This is a genomic window from Caulobacter sp. GW456-12-1-14-TSB4, assembly GCF_059424195.1.
On sequence record NZ_JBWKZF010000014.1, the window covers coordinates 1 to 16,094 of the forward strand.

At 66.7% G+C, this 16,094-nt stretch carries 18 protein-coding genes and 1 pseudogene; 11 read left to right on the plus strand and 8 right to left on the minus strand.

The genetic code is table 11. The features are described from left to right. Positions 1-41: 41 nt before the first annotated feature. A complete protein-coding gene (locus AC07YH_RS14445) occupies positions 42-1,373 on the minus strand; it encodes an Nramp family divalent metal transporter (RefSeq protein WP_494747669.1) in 1,332 nt (443 codons plus the stop codon). Between the two features lie 168 nt (positions 1,374-1,541). On the opposite strand from AC07YH_RS14445, the gene AC07YH_RS14450 reads away from it, so the two are divergent. Further along, positions 1,542-2,426, plus strand: a complete 885-nt coding sequence (locus AC07YH_RS14450; RefSeq protein ID WP_494747670.1) for an alpha/beta hydrolase — start codon at positions 1,542-1,544, stop codon at positions 2,424-2,426. On the opposite strand, the gene AC07YH_RS14455 is transcribed toward AC07YH_RS14450, so the two are convergent. Beyond that, positions 2,423-3,961: an acyl-CoA synthetase gene (locus tag AC07YH_RS14455; protein ID WP_494747671.1), complete on the minus strand. Its 1,539-nt coding sequence runs from the start codon at positions 3,959-3,961 to the stop codon at positions 2,423-2,425. The genes AC07YH_RS14450 and AC07YH_RS14455 overlap by 4 nt on opposite strands. On the opposite strand from AC07YH_RS14455, the pseudogene AC07YH_RS14460 reads away from it, so the two are divergent. Further along, a pseudogene (locus tag AC07YH_RS14460) lies at positions 3,956-4,102 on the plus strand (hypothetical protein); the annotation flags it as partial. The gene AC07YH_RS14455 and the pseudogene AC07YH_RS14460 overlap by 6 nt on opposite strands. A gap of 11 nt (positions 4,103-4,113) precedes the next feature. Here AC07YH_RS14460 and AC07YH_RS14465 read toward each other — a convergent pair. After that, the gene (locus AC07YH_RS14465; protein WP_494747672.1) at positions 4,114-5,781 is read right to left on the minus strand and encodes a GMC family oxidoreductase; all 1,668 of its coding nucleotides are present in this window, start codon (positions 5,779-5,781) and stop codon (positions 4,114-4,116) included. Positions 5,782-5,952: 171 nt separating this feature from the next. On the opposite strand from AC07YH_RS14465, the gene AC07YH_RS14470 reads away from it, so the two are divergent. The 5 genes from AC07YH_RS14470 (at position 5,953) to mopJ (ending at position 10,970) form a co-directional block, all read left to right on the plus strand. Next, the gene (locus tag AC07YH_RS14470) at positions 5,953-7,287 is read left to right on the plus strand and encodes a cytochrome P450 (protein ID WP_494747673.1); all 1,335 of its coding nucleotides are present in this window, start codon (positions 5,953-5,955) and stop codon (positions 7,285-7,287) included. Positions 7,288-7,463: 176 nt separating this feature from the next. After that, complete coding sequence (locus AC07YH_RS14475; RefSeq protein ID WP_494747674.1) at positions 7,464-8,348, plus strand: crotonase/enoyl-CoA hydratase family protein; 885 nt, start codon at positions 7,464-7,466, stop codon at positions 8,346-8,348. A 56-nt stretch (positions 8,349-8,404) separates the two neighbouring features. Beyond that, positions 8,405-9,628: a DUF2336 domain-containing protein gene (locus AC07YH_RS14480; RefSeq protein ID WP_494747675.1), complete on the plus strand. Its 1,224-nt coding sequence runs from the start codon at positions 8,405-8,407 to the stop codon at positions 9,626-9,628. Positions 9,629-9,858: 230 nt separating this feature from the next. Next, positions 9,859-10,278 (plus strand): Ros/MucR family transcriptional regulator, encoded by a 420-nt coding sequence (locus tag AC07YH_RS14485; protein ID WP_494747676.1) that lies wholly within the window; start codon positions 9,859-9,861, stop codon positions 10,276-10,278. A gap of 197 nt (positions 10,279-10,475) precedes the next feature. Next, positions 10,476-10,970: a motility/cell cycle regulatory protein MopJ gene (mopJ, locus tag AC07YH_RS14490; RefSeq protein ID WP_494747774.1), complete on the plus strand. Its 495-nt coding sequence runs from the start codon at positions 10,476-10,478 to the stop codon at positions 10,968-10,970. A 36-nt stretch (positions 10,971-11,006) separates the two neighbouring features. On the opposite strand, the gene AC07YH_RS14495 is transcribed toward mopJ, so the two are convergent. The 4 genes from AC07YH_RS14495 to AC07YH_RS14510 form a co-directional block, all read right to left on the minus strand. Next, positions 11,007-11,585: a hypothetical protein gene (locus AC07YH_RS14495; protein ID WP_494747677.1), complete on the minus strand. Its 579-nt coding sequence runs from the start codon at positions 11,583-11,585 to the stop codon at positions 11,007-11,009. 68 nt (positions 11,586-11,653) lie between these two features. Next, positions 11,654-12,565, minus strand: coding sequence for a ribokinase (locus AC07YH_RS14500; RefSeq protein ID WP_494747678.1), 912 nt, complete (start codon positions 12,563-12,565; stop codon positions 11,654-11,656). Positions 12,566-12,592: 27 nt separating this feature from the next. Beyond that, complete coding sequence (fliP, locus tag AC07YH_RS14505) at positions 12,593-13,393, minus strand: flagellar type III secretion system pore protein FliP (protein ID WP_494747679.1); 801 nt, start codon at positions 13,391-13,393, stop codon at positions 12,593-12,595. Continuing rightward, entirely contained in the window at positions 13,393-13,722 is a 330-nt protein-coding gene (locus AC07YH_RS14510) for a FliO/MopB family protein (protein ID WP_494747775.1), read from the minus strand. Before AC07YH_RS14510 ends, fliP begins: the two co-directional genes overlap by 1 nt. Positions 13,723-13,832: 110 nt before the next feature. Here AC07YH_RS14510 and flgB point away from each other — a divergent pair, with 110 nt between their 5' ends. From flgB to AC07YH_RS14530, 4 genes are all read left to right on the plus strand, one after another. Next, positions 13,833-14,276 carry a flagellar basal body rod protein FlgB gene (gene flgB, locus AC07YH_RS14515; protein ID WP_494747776.1) on the plus strand — a complete coding sequence of 148 codons (444 nt, stop codon included), beginning with the start codon at positions 13,833-13,835 and terminating at the stop codon, positions 14,274-14,276. 11 nt (positions 14,277-14,287) lie between these two features. Then, on the plus strand, positions 14,288-14,707 hold the full coding sequence (gene flgC / locus AC07YH_RS14520) for a flagellar basal body rod protein FlgC (protein WP_494747680.1): 420 nt from the start codon (positions 14,288-14,290) through the stop codon (positions 14,705-14,707). Positions 14,708-14,718: 11 nt separating this feature from the next. Next, a complete protein-coding gene (gene fliE, locus AC07YH_RS14525) occupies positions 14,719-15,033 on the plus strand; it encodes a flagellar hook-basal body complex protein FliE (protein WP_494747681.1) in 315 nt (104 codons plus the stop codon). Between the two features lie 98 nt (positions 15,034-15,131). After that, positions 15,132-15,749 (plus strand): hypothetical protein, encoded by a 618-nt coding sequence (locus tag AC07YH_RS14530; RefSeq protein WP_494747682.1) that lies wholly within the window; start codon positions 15,132-15,134, stop codon positions 15,747-15,749. Between the two features lie 83 nt (positions 15,750-15,832). Here AC07YH_RS14530 and AC07YH_RS14535 read toward each other — a convergent pair whose 3' ends face one another. Next, positions 15,833-15,991 carry a hypothetical protein gene (locus AC07YH_RS14535; RefSeq protein ID WP_494747683.1) on the minus strand — a complete coding sequence of 53 codons (159 nt, stop codon included), beginning with the start codon at positions 15,989-15,991 and terminating at the stop codon, positions 15,833-15,835. Positions 15,992-16,094: the final 103 nt, after the last annotated feature.

Here is a 16,094-nt window from a genome sequence, read left to right on the forward strand (position 1 = left end):
CCCCCATCCCCAACCCTTCCCCCATCCAAGGGGGAAGGGGGCTAGCTGAACGTGCTGACCACCAGCCAGACGTTCGCCGCCGAGATCACCACGAACAGGAACCAGGCCACGATCTTGGTGATCCAGCCGTTGGCGAAGGCCCCCATCAGCGCCTTGTCGTCGGTGAAGCGCAGCAGCGGCCAGATGGCGAACGGCAGCTGGGCCGAGAGCACCACCTGGGTCAGCACCAGGAGCTTGCCGACCGAGTGCTCGCCAAGCGTCAGCACCCCGATCAGCGCTGGGACGATCGCCAGGCCCCGGGTGATCAGCCGCCGCTGCCAGCAGGGGATCTTCAGGTCCAGGAAGCCTTCCAGGATCACCTGGCCGGCGATGGTGCCGGTGAAGGTCGAGCTCTGGCCCGAGGCGAACAGGGCGATGGCGAACAGCACGCCGGCCAGCACGCCGCCGGTGACCGGGGCCAGCAGCTTGTGCGCCTCCTCGATGCCGGCCACCTCAGTCAGGCCCTTGCCGTGGAAGGCCGAGGCCGCCAGCACCAGGATGGCGGCGTTGATGAACAGGGCGAGCACCAGCGAGACGACGGTGTCGATCGTCGACAGGCGGAGGGCGGCGCGCTTGCCGGGCTCGTCGGCGGGCGTCACCCGCGTCTGCACGATCGCCGAGTGCAGGTAGAGGTTATGCGGCATGATCGTCGCGCCCAGGATGCCGATCGCGAGGTACAGGGCGTTGCCTTGCTTCAAGGCGTCCAGCGACGGGACCAGCCCGCGCGCCACGTCGCCGGCGTTGGGCGGGGCCAGGATCAGCTGGACCAGGAAGCAGATCCCGACCGTCGAGATCAGGCCCAGGATGATCGCCTCCAACTGCCGGAAGCCCTTGCCCTTCAGGCCCAGCACGATGACCGTGTCCAGCGCCGTCAGCAGCACCCCGGCCCAGAGCGGGATGCCCAGCAGCAGCTTGAAGGCCAGGGCGCTGCCCAGCACCTCGGCGATGTCGCAGGCGATGATGGCCAGCTCGGCCAGCAGCCACTGGACCTTGACCGTCCGCGCCCCGAACCGCTCGCGCGACATCCGCGCTAGGTCCTTGCCGGTGACCAGGCCCAGCCGCATCGACAGGGTCTGCAGGACGATCGCCGCCAGGCTCGACAGCACCACGACGAACAGCAGGGATGTCCCGTAGCGCGACCCCGCCTCGATGTCGGTCGCCCAGTTGCCGGGGTCCATGTAGCCGACGCTGACCAGCAGGCCCGGTCCCGCGACCCGCAGCATCCGCTTCCAGGTCGGCAGGCCGTCGGGCACGGCGACCGCGCCCCGCACCTCGGCGGGACAGAACGGCGCGGTGGCGGTCTTGGGCAGGCGGTCGAGCAGGGCGGCGAACATGCGCCAAAGCCTTACGGCATTTGGCCTCGTGGGCAACGCCAGCTAGGCCGTGCGGTGACATTAGGGATCGAAAAGAACAAATTCGCGCGGGCGCCGCCCTAGACTTTGGTCGTGATGGGAACGCGCGCCGAAACGTGGAGTCTGGGCGGAAAGCGTGGGAGGCTCAGCATGCTCGTCAAAGCTCTGGTCGTCATGGCGCTGCTGGTCGCGCCGCTCTCCGCGATGGCGCAGATCAACCCGACGGTCCCGCTCTGGCCGCACGGCGCGCCCGGCTCGGAGGCACGCGCCAACGAGCCCGAGATTGTCGAGAACACCTATGTGCGCAACGTTCACAGCCCGTCCCTGACGGTGTTGCAGCCCGACCCGCGCCACGCCAATGGCGCGGCGATCATCATCGCGCCCGGCGGCGGCCATCGCATGCTGGTCTTCGTCAATGAGGGCATGGGACCGGCCAAGGCGCTGAACCGCTACGGCGTCACCGTCTTCGTCCTGAAGTACCGTCTGTCGCGTGAGGCGGGATCGACCTATGCGATCGAGCGCGACGCCGCCGCCGACCTGCGCCGGGCGGTCCGCTGGGTGCGGGCCAATGCCGAGCAGTATGGCGTCGATCCGCGAAGGATTGGCGTCATGGGCTTCTCGGCCGGCGGCGAGCTGGTCGAGCTGGTCGCCGACAATCCCGCGCCGCCTTCAGCCCCCTCGAGCGATCCGGTCGAGGCCGTCAGTGCGCGTCCCGACTTCCAGGTGCTGGTCTATCCCGGGCCGCTTGGGGTTCCAGCCAAGGCCGTGGCCGACGCTCCGCCGGCCTTCATCGCCGCCGGCACGCTGGACCCATGCTGCGCCGAGCCGGCCATGACCCTCTACGCGCAGCTGCGCAAGGCGGGGGTGTCGGCCGAGCTGCACCTGTTCGCCGACATGGACCACGGCTTCAACATCGCCAACCATTCGGAGAGCCTGACGATCCAGCACTGGCCCGACCGTCTGGCCGACTGGCTCAATGACGGAGGCTGGCTGCACGCGCGTCCCACGACGCCCTATGCGCCCCTCAAACCCTAGACGATCCGGCTCTCGCCCTTGCCCCAGTACGCATCGCGGATCAGCCGCTTGTAGAGCTTGCCGGTCGGATGCCGGGGCAGCTCCGCCATGAAGTCGATCCGCCTCGGCGACTTCACATGGCTGAGGTTGGCGCGGGCGAAGGCCAGGAGTTCGGCGGCCAGGGCGGTCTGGTCCTCGGTGTGGTCCATGGGCTGGATGACGGCCACGACCTTCTCGCCCATCTCCTCGCAGGGCGCGCCGACCACGGCGGCGTCGGCGACCTTGGGGTGGGTGATCAGCAGGTTCTCGATCTCCTGCGGATAGATGTTCACCCCGCCCGAGATGATCATGAAGCTCTTGCGGTCGGTCAGGTAGAGGTAGCCCTCTTCATCGGCCCAGCCCACGTCGCCCAGCGTCGTCCAGCCGTGTTTGTTGTAGCTCTCGGCGGTCTTGTCGGGGGCGTTGTGATAGTTCACCGCCGGGCCGTTGGCGAAATAGACCGCGCCTTCGGTGCGCGGCGGGACCGGGTCGCCGGCGTCGTCACAGATGCGCAGCTCGCCCAGCACGGCCTGGCCGACGCTGCCCTTGTGGGCCAGCCAGTTGTCGGAATTGATCCAGCAGAAGCCGTTGCCCTCGGTGCCGGCGTAGTATTCGTAGATCACCGGACCCCAACAGGCGATCATCTGTTCCTTGACCGGGACGGGGCAGGGGGCGGCGGCGTGGATCGCCGACTTCATCGACGAGACGTCATATTTCGCCCGGACTTCCTCGGGCAGCTTCAGCATCCGCACGAAGTGGGTCGGGACGAACTGGCCGCAATTGACCTTGTGCTGCTCGATCAGCGCTAGCGCCTGCTCGGGATCGAACTTCTCCAGCACGATCACGGTGCCGCCCAGTTTGTGGACGGTCATGCACCAGCGCAGCGGGGCGGCGTGGTAGAGTGGGGCGGGCGAGATGTAGATGCTGTCGCCGGAAAAGCCGAACAGGCCCTGGGCCATCATCTGCAAGGCGTTGGGCGCGTCGATCGGGCCACCGGACAGCGCCGGCTTTACGCCCTTGGGCCGGCCGGTGGTGCCCGACGAATAGAGCATGTCCGAGCCGGCGCTCTCGTCGGCGATCGGCGTGGTCGGCTGATCGGCGCGGGCCGCCTCGAAGTCGGCATAGGGGCCGTGCGGGCCGCCGACGGCGTAGAGGGTCAGGCCGGGGACCAGCGGTGCGACCTCGTCGATCAGCGCGCCCATGGCGGTGGAGGTAATGAAAACCTTCGCCCCGCAGTCCTTCAGGATGTACTCGACTTCTGCCGCCGTCAGCTTGGTCGAGACGCAGACGAAATAGAGCCCCGCCCGCTGCGCCGCCCAGGCGACCTCGAAGAAGCGGGCGTTGTTCTCCATCAGGATGGCGATGACGTCGCCGTGGCGCAGGCCCAGCGAGCGGAAGAGATGCGCGCCCTGGTTCGAGCGCTGGTTCAGCTGGGCGTAGGTCACGACCTCGCCGGAGCCGGCCATAACATAGGCGGCCTTGTCGCCTTGGGATTGGGCGTGGAGGTAGGGGTGCATGTCCGGGACCTCTGCGTCTGTTGTTCAGCAAATTCCGCTTGTCATCCCGGCCGCAGCGAAGCGGAGAGCCGGGACCCAGGGGCAACCGCAGTGCGCCGACCCCTGGGTCCAGGACAGCCTCTGCGAGGCTTCCGGGATGACAAGGAAAGGGATCAGGCGGCCACCGTCTGCTTCGCCGCCTCGCGGATCATGTCGCTGGCCTTCTCGGCGATCATGATCGTGGGGGCGTTGGTGTTGCCGGACACGAGGCGCGGCATGACCGAGGCGTCGACGACGCGCAGGCCTTCGATCCCGCGCACGCGGAGCTGGGCGTCGACCACGGCCATCACGCCCTGGCCCATCTGGCAGGTGCCGACCGGGTGATAGATCGTCGAGCCCGACAGGCGGGCATAGGCCAGCAGCTGCTCGTCGGTGGTGAACTCAGCCCCGGGATTGATCTCGCTCTCGATATAGGGCGACAGCGCGGCGGCCTCGCCGATCTTGCGGCCCCACTTCAGGCCCGCGACCGCCACCTCTTGGTCCAGGGGATCGGCCAGGTAGTTGGCGAAGATAGTCGGATAGACCGAAGGATCGGCCGACTTGATCCGCACGTGGCCACGGCTTTCGGGGCGCAGCTGGCAGGGGGCGATGGTCAGGCCAGGCTGGTCTTCCAGCTCCATCTTCTGCTCGTTGACCAGCTTATTCAGGTCCATGGTCGCGGGCAGGATGTGGAACTGGATATCCGGACCCGAGAGGTCCGGGCGCGACTTGCAGAAGGCGGCGATGTGGGCGGCCGACAGGGTCAGCAGGCCTTTGCGCTGGAACAGGTAGCGCAGCGCCTCGCCGGCCAGGCGGCCGCCCTTGGACTGCTCGTTGACCGAGACGACGCCGGCCTTCAGCCGATAGCGCACGCTCATCACGTAGTGATCTTGGAGGTTCTCGCCGACGCCGGGCAGGTCCTGGATCACCGGCACGCCGTTGCGCAGCAGCAGCTCGGCCGGCCCCACGCCCGACAGCTGCAGGAGCTGGGGCGAGTTGATCGCGCCGCCGGCCAGGATCACCTCGCCGCGCGCCTTGGCGACGCGCTTGACGCCATTCTGGGTGAACTCGACGCCGACCGCGCGCTTGCCCTCGAACAGGACCTTGCCGGCCAGGGCGTTGGTCTCGACCGTCAGGTTCGGGCGGTTCATGGCTGGGTGCAGATAGGCCACCGCCGCCGAGCAGCGCTGGCCGTTCTTGACCGTCAGCTGGTAGTAGGTCGCGCCCTCCTGTTCACCGCCATTGACGTCGTCGTTGCGCGGGATGCCAGCCTGCTCGCAGGCCGCGATCACCGCGTCCGAGACCGGGTGCTTGGTGGTGACGTCCGAGACGTTCAGCGGGCCGCCGGTGGCGTGCCAGTCGCAGTCGCCGCGCTCCTGGTGCTCGGCGCGGCGGAAGTAGGGGGCCACGTCGTCCCAGCCCCAGCCCTCGCAACCCAGCTGCCGCCAGCCGTCATAGTCGGCGTGCTGGCCGCGGATGTAGAGCAGGCCGTTGATCGAGGACGAGCCGCCCAGCACCTTGCCGCGCGGCCAGACGTGGGTGCGGCCGCCCGTGCCGGGGTCGGGCTCGGTCTGGTACAGCCAGTTGACCTTGGGATCCTTCAGCGTCGACGAGTAGCCGACCGGGATGTGGATCATCAGGTTCGAGGCGAACTGGGAGAGGTTCTTGGTCGGGCGATCGTCGCCGCCGGCCTCCAGCAGCACGACCTTGAACTTGCCGCCCTCGGACAGCCTTGCCGCCAGCACGCAGCCGGCCGAGCCCGCGCCCACGATGACGTAGTCGGCCTCGATGATCCCGGTCATCGCTTCTCTCCCTGGAACCGTCGCGCGTGTGCCCCGCGTGATCGATGTTCAGTTGGGAGCATGCGCCCACCTTTCGGGATCGCGCAAGTTGCCGTCGCGGCGCCGTTCCTCCGACGCGTTTCCGGGTTATCGTCGCCTCAAAGAACGGCGTTCAAAAATGGGGGGCGCGACATGGACCTGATCAGCCAGACAGTGGTGGACGGCATCGCCGGTCCGGGCGCGCCGCCGACCTATCCGACGCTCGCCGGCGTCGATCTCGCCGACATCTTCCGCTTCACCAAGGGCCAGCCCTGGGCGGACTTCGCGCGGATGCGCACCGACGCTCCGGTCATGTGGCATCCCGAGCCGTTCGACGGTCCCGGCTTCTGGGCGCTGACCAAGTACGAGGACGTCCAGCGGGTCAACGGCGACCCGGCGACCTTCTCGTCCCAGCGCGGCGGCATCCTGATGTCGATGGGGCCGCCCGATAAGCGCCATGCCTTGCTGTTCCGGGCGTCGATGGACACCATGATCAATCTCGACGCGCCGCATCACCTGCAACTGCGTCGCGAGCACATGCCGTACTTCACGCCGGCTTACCTGCGCGGCCTGACCGAGCGGGTGCGGGCCGAGGTCACCCGGCTGCTCGACGCGATGGAGCCGATGCTGGCGGATGGCGCCGAGATCGACATGGTCGAGCACTTCAGCTCGATCCTGCCGTTGTTCACCCTGTGCGAGATCCTGGGCGTGCCGCCCGAGGACCGGCAGAAGTTCCTGGGCTGGATGCACTATCTGGAGCGCGCCCAGGACCTGGCGGTGCAAAACGCCGCCGCCCCGATCGCCCCGACCCTGGAGCTGATGCAGTTCGTCCAGGACTTCAACAACGGCGTCGAGGAGATGTTCGAGTACGGCCGTCGGATGCTGCTGAAGCGCCGCGAGGACCCGAAGGAAGACCTGATGACCGCCATTGCGCGCGCTCAGGTCGATGGCTCTCTGCTGGCCGACGAGTACCTGGACGGCTCGTGGCTGCTGATCGTGTTCGCGGGCAACGACACCACCCGCAACACCCTGTCGGGCGCGATGAAGCTGCTGACCGAGTTTCCGGACCAGAAGCAGAAGCTGATCGACGATCCGTCGCTGCTGGGCGGCGCGGTGGACGAGTTCATCCGCATGGTCAGCCCGGTGATCTATATGCGCCGCACGGCCACCGCCGATGTCGAGGTCGACGGCCAGCTGATCCGCGAAGGCGAGAAAGTCGTGATGTACTACGGCGCGGCCAACCGCGATCCGGAGATGTTCCCCGAGCCCGACACGCTGGACGTGACGCGGCCCAACGCCGGCAAGCACATCGCCTTCGGCTACGGCCCTCACACCTGCATCGGCAAGCGCGTGGCCCAGATCCAACTGGAGGAGGCCTATCGCCAGATCCTGGCGCGCTTCCCGGACCTGACGTGGACGGGGAACATCGAGATCGCGCCGAACAACTTCGTGCACGCGATCAGCAAGCTGGGCGTGAAGCGGGGGTAGGGCGGTAGATCCTCCCCTCTGGGGGAGGTGGCCCAGAGGGCCGGAGGGGGCAGCGCGGCATAGGCCGAGCAGGCCCTCTCAGTCGCTCCGCGACAGCTCGCCCAGAGGGGGAGCATCTATCTTGCCGCCATTTCATACGCGTGTTTGACTGCCTGCAAATCACGAGGACCGCCCCCATGTCGCAACCCACCTTCGAGACCCTGCTCTACGCCGTCGAGGACGGGATCGCGACGATCACCCTGAACCGTCCGGAGCGGATGAACGCCTTCACCGCCCGGATGATGAAGGACATGCTGGAAGTGCTGGACATCACCGACGCCGATGATGCGGTCAAAGCCGTGATCATCACCGGCGCGGGCCGGGCGTTCTGCGCCGGGGCCGACCTGGGCGGCGGCGGATCCACCTTCGATCGCTCCTCGCCCCAGGCGGTCGAGCGCGAGGAGGGCAAGGTCGGCGATGTCTATCGCGACGGCGGCGGCCGCGTGACCCTGCGGATGTACGAGAGCCTCAAGCCCATCATCGGCGCCATCAACGGCGCGGCGGTCGGCGTGGGCGTGACCATGCAGCTGCCGATGGACATCCGCCTGGCCTCGACCGAGGCCAAGTTCGGCTTCGTCTTCGCGCGCCGGGGCATCAATCCTGAAGCCGCGTCCAGCTGGTTCCTGCCGCGCCTCGTGGGCCTGCAGACGGCGCTGGAGTGGTGCTACACCGGCCGCGTGTTCCCGGCGTCCGAGGCGCTGGAGAAGGGCCTCGTCCGCTCGCTGCATGCGCCCGACGACCTCATGCCCGCCGCCCGCGCCCTGGCCCGCGAGATCGCCGACAACACTGCCCCCGTCTCGGTCGCCCTGACCCGCCAGCTGCTGTGGCGTATGGCCGGCGCGGCCCACCCGATGGAGGCCCACAAGGCCGACAGCCGGGCCATCCAGTCGCGCGGCGCCTCGGGCGACGCCAAGGAGGGCGTGACCTCGTTCCTGGAGAAGCGCGGTCCCGTCTATCCGAACAAGGTCTCGACCGACCTGCCCGACATCTGGCCGGAGTGGGAAGAGCCGGAATTCCGGTGAGTTTGTCGCGGCCTTCGCTCATCGGTCGTTAAGCACGATCTGATCTTGTCGTTCCGATGAGCGAGCCCGCGTCCCTGTCGTCGTTCCAAGAGCCGGAGGCCTCCCGCCCCGCGCCGCGCTCGCGCACGGCCCTGCTCAAGCGGCTGGCGGACGTGGTCTGCCTGCCGACCAGCCGGATCAACGCCTTCGAACGCTCGATGACCGCCGACCTGTTGGTGGAGATGCTGCGCGACGCCAATGTCGGCGAGCGCGAGAAGGTCGCCCGTCGCCTGGCCACGCTGGTCGAGATTCCCGGCGTGCTGGTGCGCCTGCTGCTGCGCGACGAGCTGCCGGTCGCCCGCGCCTTGCTGGTCGATTGCGAGAAACTGTCGGACGCCGACCTGATCGCCTGCCTCTATCAGTCCAGCATCGATCACCGCCGGCTGATCGCCCAGCGCCGCGGGGTCAGCGAAGTGGTCGCCGACGCCCTGATCGACATGGGCGAGTCCCCGGTCATCGAGACCCTGCTGCGCAACGACCTGGTCAAGTTCAGCCACCAGGGCGTCGAGAACATCGTCGCCGCCACTCGCGACGCCCAATACCTGATCCCGATGCTGCTGCGCCGGCCCGAGCTGCGCCCCAGCCACGCCTACGTCATGTTCTGGTGGGCCGACGCCGAGGCGCGCAAGACCATCCTCCAGCGCTTCGCGGTGTCGCGCGAGATCCTGCAGGACGCGGTCGGCGACGTCTTCGCCCTGGCCTCGGCCGAGGGCTGGCAGGACCCGCTGTCGCGCAAGGCGCTGCAATTCATCGAGCGCCGCCAGCGCAACCGCGCCGCCATCGCCAAGAGCCCGTTCGAGAGCCTGGACGCCGCCGTCGCCGCCGGCGAGACCGGCATCACCCGCGAGATCGCCGAGGAGATCTCGTATCTTTCGGGCCTGAAGCCGATGACCGGCGCCAAGATCTTCACCGATCCGGGCGGCGAGCCGCTGGCCATCCTCTGCAAGGCCACCGGCCTGCCGCGCAACAACGTACGCCTGTTGTGGCGCGGCCTGCGCCGGCAGGAGGTCGACCGCAGCGGCCACACCGACCACGCCCTGGAGCGGGTGCTCACGGTCTACGACTCCATCGCCGTCGATCGCGCCCAGACGGTGCTGCGCTACTGGAACTGGTCGCTGACCTCGGCCCTGACGCCGGCCCTGCTGAAGGCTATCCGCGACGGCGACGAAGCGGCCGTCGACGAATACTCGGCGCCGCAACGGGCGGCGATGCTGGCGCTGTCGCGCGACTTCGGTCGTTGATTTCGGGATATCTTCGGTATCTCATTGTGTTCGCTGGACCTCGTTCAGGAACTCAATATGCGGGACACAACCTCTGGCCGGTTATGTCCTGTCCATGAACACTGCAAGATTACGTACGATCTCTTTGTAGAGGCCGTATTGCCGGGCGCATCCAATCTTTGTATGCAGCCCTCGACTGATCCAGGAATCAGCCGCATCAACAAAAAGATTTGTCGACGGGCGAGGCCATGATGGAAGATCAATCCGACCTGATCGAGATGACCGCAGGTATTGTCTCGGCCTATGTCGGCAACAACGTGGTCTCGACCGCGGACCTGCCGGCGCTGATCCACCAGGTGCATACGGCCCTCGCCGGCGTCGGCGCGCCGGCGGTCGAACCCGCTCCGGCCCCGAAGGAACCCGCCGTCGCGGTCAAGAAGTCGATCACCCCCGACTTCCTGATCTGCCTGGAGGACGGTCGCAAGTTCAAGTCGCTGAAGCGCCACCTGCGCACCAAGTACGACATGACCCCGGAAGAGTACCGGGCGAAGTGGAACCTGCCCAAGGATTACCCGATGGTGGCCCCGAACTACGCCGAGGCGCGTTCGAACCTGGCCAAGCAGATGGGCCTGGGCCAGGGCGGTCGCAAACCCGCCCGCAAGTCGAAATAGCCGAGTCAGAACAAAAGCTTGGCCGTAAGGCCATGCCGAAGATCATCGCGCCCGTCGTCCGAACCCGGACGGCGGGCGTACTTCTTGGTGATTGACTCTCCCCGGGAATCTTGTCGCGCGACATGTTTTTCACTTGCCGCCGATTCGTTCCTTAAGCGATAGTGAATCGAAGTGATTCCAATAGCTTGTTAAGGACTCTGAAGATGTCCGCGCAACTGAGCGCATCCGCTACGGCGGCCCGCGCTCACCAGGAGATGTTCGCCTACTGGGCGTCCCTCCGCCGGGGGGCGAGCCTCCCTGCGCGCGTCGACCTGCATCCTACGAGCATGAAGCGGCTGCTGCCGACGGTGTCCCTGATCGACGTCGTCGATCAGCCCCGCGACTATCGCCTGCGCCTGGCGGGCACCGGCCTCTACGGCGTCTATGGCCGCGAGATCACCGGCCGCATGATCGGCGACGTCTACAACAAGGACGCCTTCGACTACTGGCGCAAGGAACTGGACAAGGTGGTCGACGAGCGTCGCCCCGGCGTCGGCGTCCACAGCCTGGCCTGGCGCGGCGCCCCGCACATGTCGATCCTGTGGCTGCGCCTGCCGCTGGCCAGCAACGGCAAGGACGTCGACATGATCCTCGGCTACGACGCCGTGGTCGGCGCGGCCACCGAAGGCTTCTCGGGCATCCGAGCGGCTTAGGCTTCAGCCGGCATCCCGCGTTTCAGGCGCGGACCGTTAGTCCACCCCCAACTGCCGGAAACGATCCAGGCGACGATAGTCTCGGGTGATGTAGCGCGCCGCCAAGTGGGCCGCCTCGCTCTGGGGATCGACGGTTTGGGAGGCCTCCTCGCAGCGGCGGATGGCCAGGCGCAGGTCGCCGAGCGAGGCGCGGGCGTGCTGCTGGGCTTCCAGGCAAGGACGGATGGTCTGCCGTTCGGCGACCGACAGGGTTGGCGCCTGGTGGCGGATCGCCAGGTCAGGGTCGATCGTGAGGACCGTCGTGATGGTGAATGCGCCGGCGAACACCGGCGCGCCCACGAAGAGCGGAATCCAAATCTGCCAATAGATTGGCCGACGCCAGGTCGCTTGGGCGATGAAGACGGCGGCTAGGGCCAGCAGGGCCGCGCCCAGCGCCAAGGCGATAACATCCACCGTGTCGGTCGAGGGGCGGATCCGGACAGGCGACAGGCCGATCCCAACACCCAGAACCTTCACGCTCATCAATTGCGGGAAGAAGGCCAGGGCGACCTGGAAGCCGCCCAGATAGGCCAGCATGGCCGGAATGATCCAAGGCGACCGCTTGGCCTGCTGCACGTGACGCCCTCTGGGTTATGCGCGATGCTAGCGCACCTTCCGGTCGAGCGTCACCTGGTCTTGGAGGATCACTCCTCCAGGAACGCCTCGACCTCGCGCCGGCTCGGCATCGACGGCGCCGCGCCGGCCTTCTGCACCGACAGCGCCGCGGCGGCGTTGGCCATCTCGACGGCCTCCCGCAGGTCCATGCCGCCGGCCAGGGCCGCGCACAGGCTGCCGCAGAAGCAGTCGCCGGCTCCGACGGTGTCGACCGCCTTGACCTTCTTGCCCTCGACCAGGAAGGCCTCGTCGCGGCGCACGGCGGCGACGCCGGTAGAGCCCAGGGTGACGATGATCGTCTGGTCGGGGCGGCTCATCAGCTTGCGGGCCGCGACCGAGACCTCCTCCAGGCGCGACGGCTCGCGGTCGAGCTTGGCGTAGGTGGCCAGTTCGGTCTGGTTGACGATCAGGATGTCGGTCAGCGGGAACAGGGCCGCGCCCTGCGGCAGGGCCGGGGCGGCGTTCAGCACGCGCAGCGCGCCCTTGGCCGCGCCCAGGCGGAACAGGCTCTCGATCGCCGTGGCCGGGGTTTCCAGCTGGCAGAGCAGCACCCGCTGGCCCTCGATCGCCGTGGCGGCGACCTGCTGGGCGGTGACCATGGCGTTGGCCCCGGCGGTGACGACGATCATGTTCTCGGCGTTGTTGGCGACCCAGACGTGGGCCTGGCCGGTCGGGACGCCTTCCAGCTCCATGACGTCGGCGACCTGCACGCCGTAGCCGGCCAGCTTGGCCTTGAGGCTGACGCCGCTATCGTCGCCGCCCACGGCGCCCATCAGCCGGGTGGCCACGCCCATCCGGGCGGCGGCGACCGCCTGGTTGGCGCCCTTGCCGCCCAGGAACAGTTCGAGGGAGGTGCCCGCCACGGTCTCGCCGGGGCGCGGCAGGTCGTCGACCCGCGCCACGGCGTCCAGATTGATCGAGCCCAGGACAAAAACAGTCATGTCGTCACGTGTCTTCTAGCTAATCGCCTAACCGCCGCCGCCGCGCTGGAAGCTCTCCACGAGGCTGCCCGCGACGAGTCGCCAGCCGTCCACTAGCACGAAGAAGATCAGTTTGAATGGCAGGCTGATGGTCGCTGGCGGCAGCATCATCATGCCCATGCTCATCAGCACGCTGGCCACGACCAGGTCGATGACCAGGAACGGGATGAACAGCAGGAAGCCGATCTCGAACGCGCGCTTCAGCTCCGAGATCATGAAGGCCGGCGTGACCACCTTCATCGGCAGATCCTCGGCCTTCTGGTTCGCCGGGACCTTGGACAGGCGGACGAACAAGGCCAGGTCCTCGCGGCCGACCTGCTTCAGCATGAACTGCTTCACCGGCCCGCTGGCCTGGTCGAAAGCTTCGGGCAGCTCGATCTGGTGGTCCAGCAGCGGCTTGATGCCGGCGTCGTAGGACTTCTCGAACGTCGGGCCCATGACGATGGCGGTCAGGAACAGCGCCAGGCTGATGATCACCGGGTTGGGCGGGCTCTGCTGGATGCCGATGGCGGTGCGTAAGAGGCCCAGCACCACCACGATCCGCACGAACGAGGTGGTCATGATCACGATCGACGGGGCCAGCGACAGCACCGTCATCAGGCCGACCAGCTGGACGACCCGGTCGGTCAGGCCGGCGCCCGTGCCGAGGTTGATGTTCACCGCCGACTGGGCCAGCGCCGCGGACGGCAGCACGCCAAAGGCAAGGGCCGCGATCGCCGAGATGGCCAGGGCGCGGCGGACGTCCTCGGCCTTCGCCCCTGTCACGGTCTTGAAGAGGTCGCGGATCATCAGGCCACGGGCTCCTGAAGCGTGACAGAGGGGGAGGGCGCTTGTTCGACGGCTTCGATAGCGGGACGGCCGGCCGGGACCCAGTCCAACAGCTTGCCGTCGCCCAGCAGGACCAGGCGCTCCTCGCCGTCCAGGCTGACGACCACGAGGCGGCGGGTGGGATCCAGCGCCAGGCTCTCGACGATCCGCAGGCGGCGGTCCTGGCGGGCGGCGATGACGCGGCCGATGGCGTCAGGGCCGTACTTGCGCATCGCCCAGGCGGCCAGGCCGATCAGGCCCAGCGTGACGGCCAGGGCGGCGAGGGCGCGGATGAACTCGATGATGTCGATCATGGTCGCCCAAAGCGAGACAACTTGGCGCAGGTAAAACCTGCCTAGGACCCTGGTGTGCCTGAGGGTTCTTAATGCCGAATTAACCCTGTTTCTTCACCATGATCGCCATGGGTCCGGACGACATTCCCCTCTTCGGCATGCTCAAGAGCCGCCTCGGTTATCTGACCGAGCGCCAGAAGCTTGTCGCCCAGAATGTCGCCAACGCCGACACGCCCGGTTACCGACCCCACGACCTCAAGGCCTACAGCTTCCAGGCCTCGCTGATGAACCAGGGTTCTGGCGCGGTCTATCGCGGCGGTCGCGCCGCGCCGACCTCGGGCGTCCAGATGATGGAGACCTCGGCGGCCCACATGGCCCCCTCGAACGCTCCCAGCGCCTGGCGGGCGTCGGCGGGCGTCGACTCGGAAGTCACGCTGGACGGCAACGCTGTCTCGCTCGAGGACCAGATGCTCAAGATGACCGACGCGCGGATGAACTACGACGCGGCGATCAGCTTCTACCAGAAGTCCATGGACATGCTGCGCCAGGCGGCGCGCAAGCCGAACGGCTAGGGGACTAAGCGATGCCCGAGATCAAATCCAACTCGCTGGCGACCATGGCCGTGGCCTCCTCGGCCCTCCGCGCCCAGCAGGGCCGCATGCGGGTCATCGCCGAGAACCTGGCCAACGCCAACTCGACCGCGCGCACCCCGGGCGGCGATCCCTACCGCCGTCAGGTGCCGGTGTTCAAGCCGACCAAGGTGCAAGGCGCCGAGGGCGTGCAGATGCTGCGCGTCGATCCCGACCAGACCGACTTCAAGACCGAATACGAACCCGGCAACCCGGCCGCCGACGCCAAGGGCTACGTCAAGCTGCCCAACGTCAACACGCTGGTCGAGGCGCTGGACATGAAGGAGGCGCAGCGCGCCTACGAGGCCAACCTCAACGTGATCGAGACCGCGCGGTCGATGGAATCGCGCACCCTCGACATCCTGAAGAAGTAAGGGGCTAGGCCATGATCACCGCGCTCGCGGCCGCCAAGGCCTATGCTTCGCAAGGCGCCATGGGCGTCGGTTCCATCGGTGGGATCGGCGGCTCGGACAAGCCAAAAGGCATGGACTTCGGCGACATGCTGAAGTCGGCCATGGAAGGCGCGACCAAGACCTCGAAGGTCGCCGAGCACAAGATCGCCGACCAGGTGGCCGGCAAGGCCGAACTGGTCGACGTCGTCACCGCCATCAGCTCCGCGCAAGCCAGCCTGGAAACGGTGATGGCCGTGCGCGACCAGGTGATCTCGGCGTATCAAGAGATCATGCGGATGCCGATCTAAGGAGAGTTTAATTCCTCTCTCGGTGGTGATTTTTGCACTTTAACAACCTTGACGGGCTTTTTGCTTGAGGTGACCCTTCGTTTTTCGCGGAGGACCTCATGTCCAGTCATGCGTCAGGCGATAAGCCATCAAACCCCTGGAATTCTTTGGAAATCGCCAAGCTTGTCGTTGGCGCGGTGCAGGCTCTCGCCGTGGTTGGTTTTGGCGCCAGCGTTCAAATAAGTCTCTCCCAAAAGCAGGACGCACGTGTAGCGGAGGAGAGGAAGCTAAGCTCCGACGCTGCAAAGGACGAACGCGTCCTGACGAAGAGGGCGGAGATTTGGAGTTTCTTGGCCCCTAGGATGAATAGCATTTATTCGTATGTTCTTTATGTTGGAAAATATAAAGAACTATCCGCATCCGATCTTGTAAAAATAAAGAGAGATTGTGACTCTCTTGTTTATTCTTTCAGATCTTATCTTACGGATGATTTTTTCGTAGCTTATCAAAATTATATGTCTGCGGCATTTCAAATGTACAATGACTGGGGTGTCGACGCGAAGCCAAGAGCCTCACCTGACCATCGGGCGCCTGGGGATCGAGACAGGGTTTCCGGCGAGGACAATAGCCTAGCGGTTCACGAGGCTTACTACGCGTTGCAGGCGGTTGCCGCGAAGGAGCTGGATTTGCCGCCGACCATCTTGCCGCAAAAGCCAAAGGGTAAGAGCGGCGAGTAGCAAAGAAAGGGCCGCGTCCGGAGAGGACGCGGCCCAGTTTGCTTCAGGGGAGAAGATGGAAACGCTACGCTTACTGAACAAACTCAGAGGTGGAGGAAGCCTCTGGCGACCGTGAACAGGCCGCCCCAGACGACGGCGTTCAGCACCGAGGCGACCAGCACCGCGAAACCCAGCGGCCACTGATGGGCGGGCCGGCGAGCGGGACGCGGATCGAACGGGCGGGCTTGCGACGCGACGGTCATGAGACGCTCCTTAACCATGCCCCCATGCTCGTGATTGACTCGGCCCGTGCGAACCCGGCGACCTGTCGCGCGCCGCCTTGTCGCACCTCTTCGTTGAGTCAAC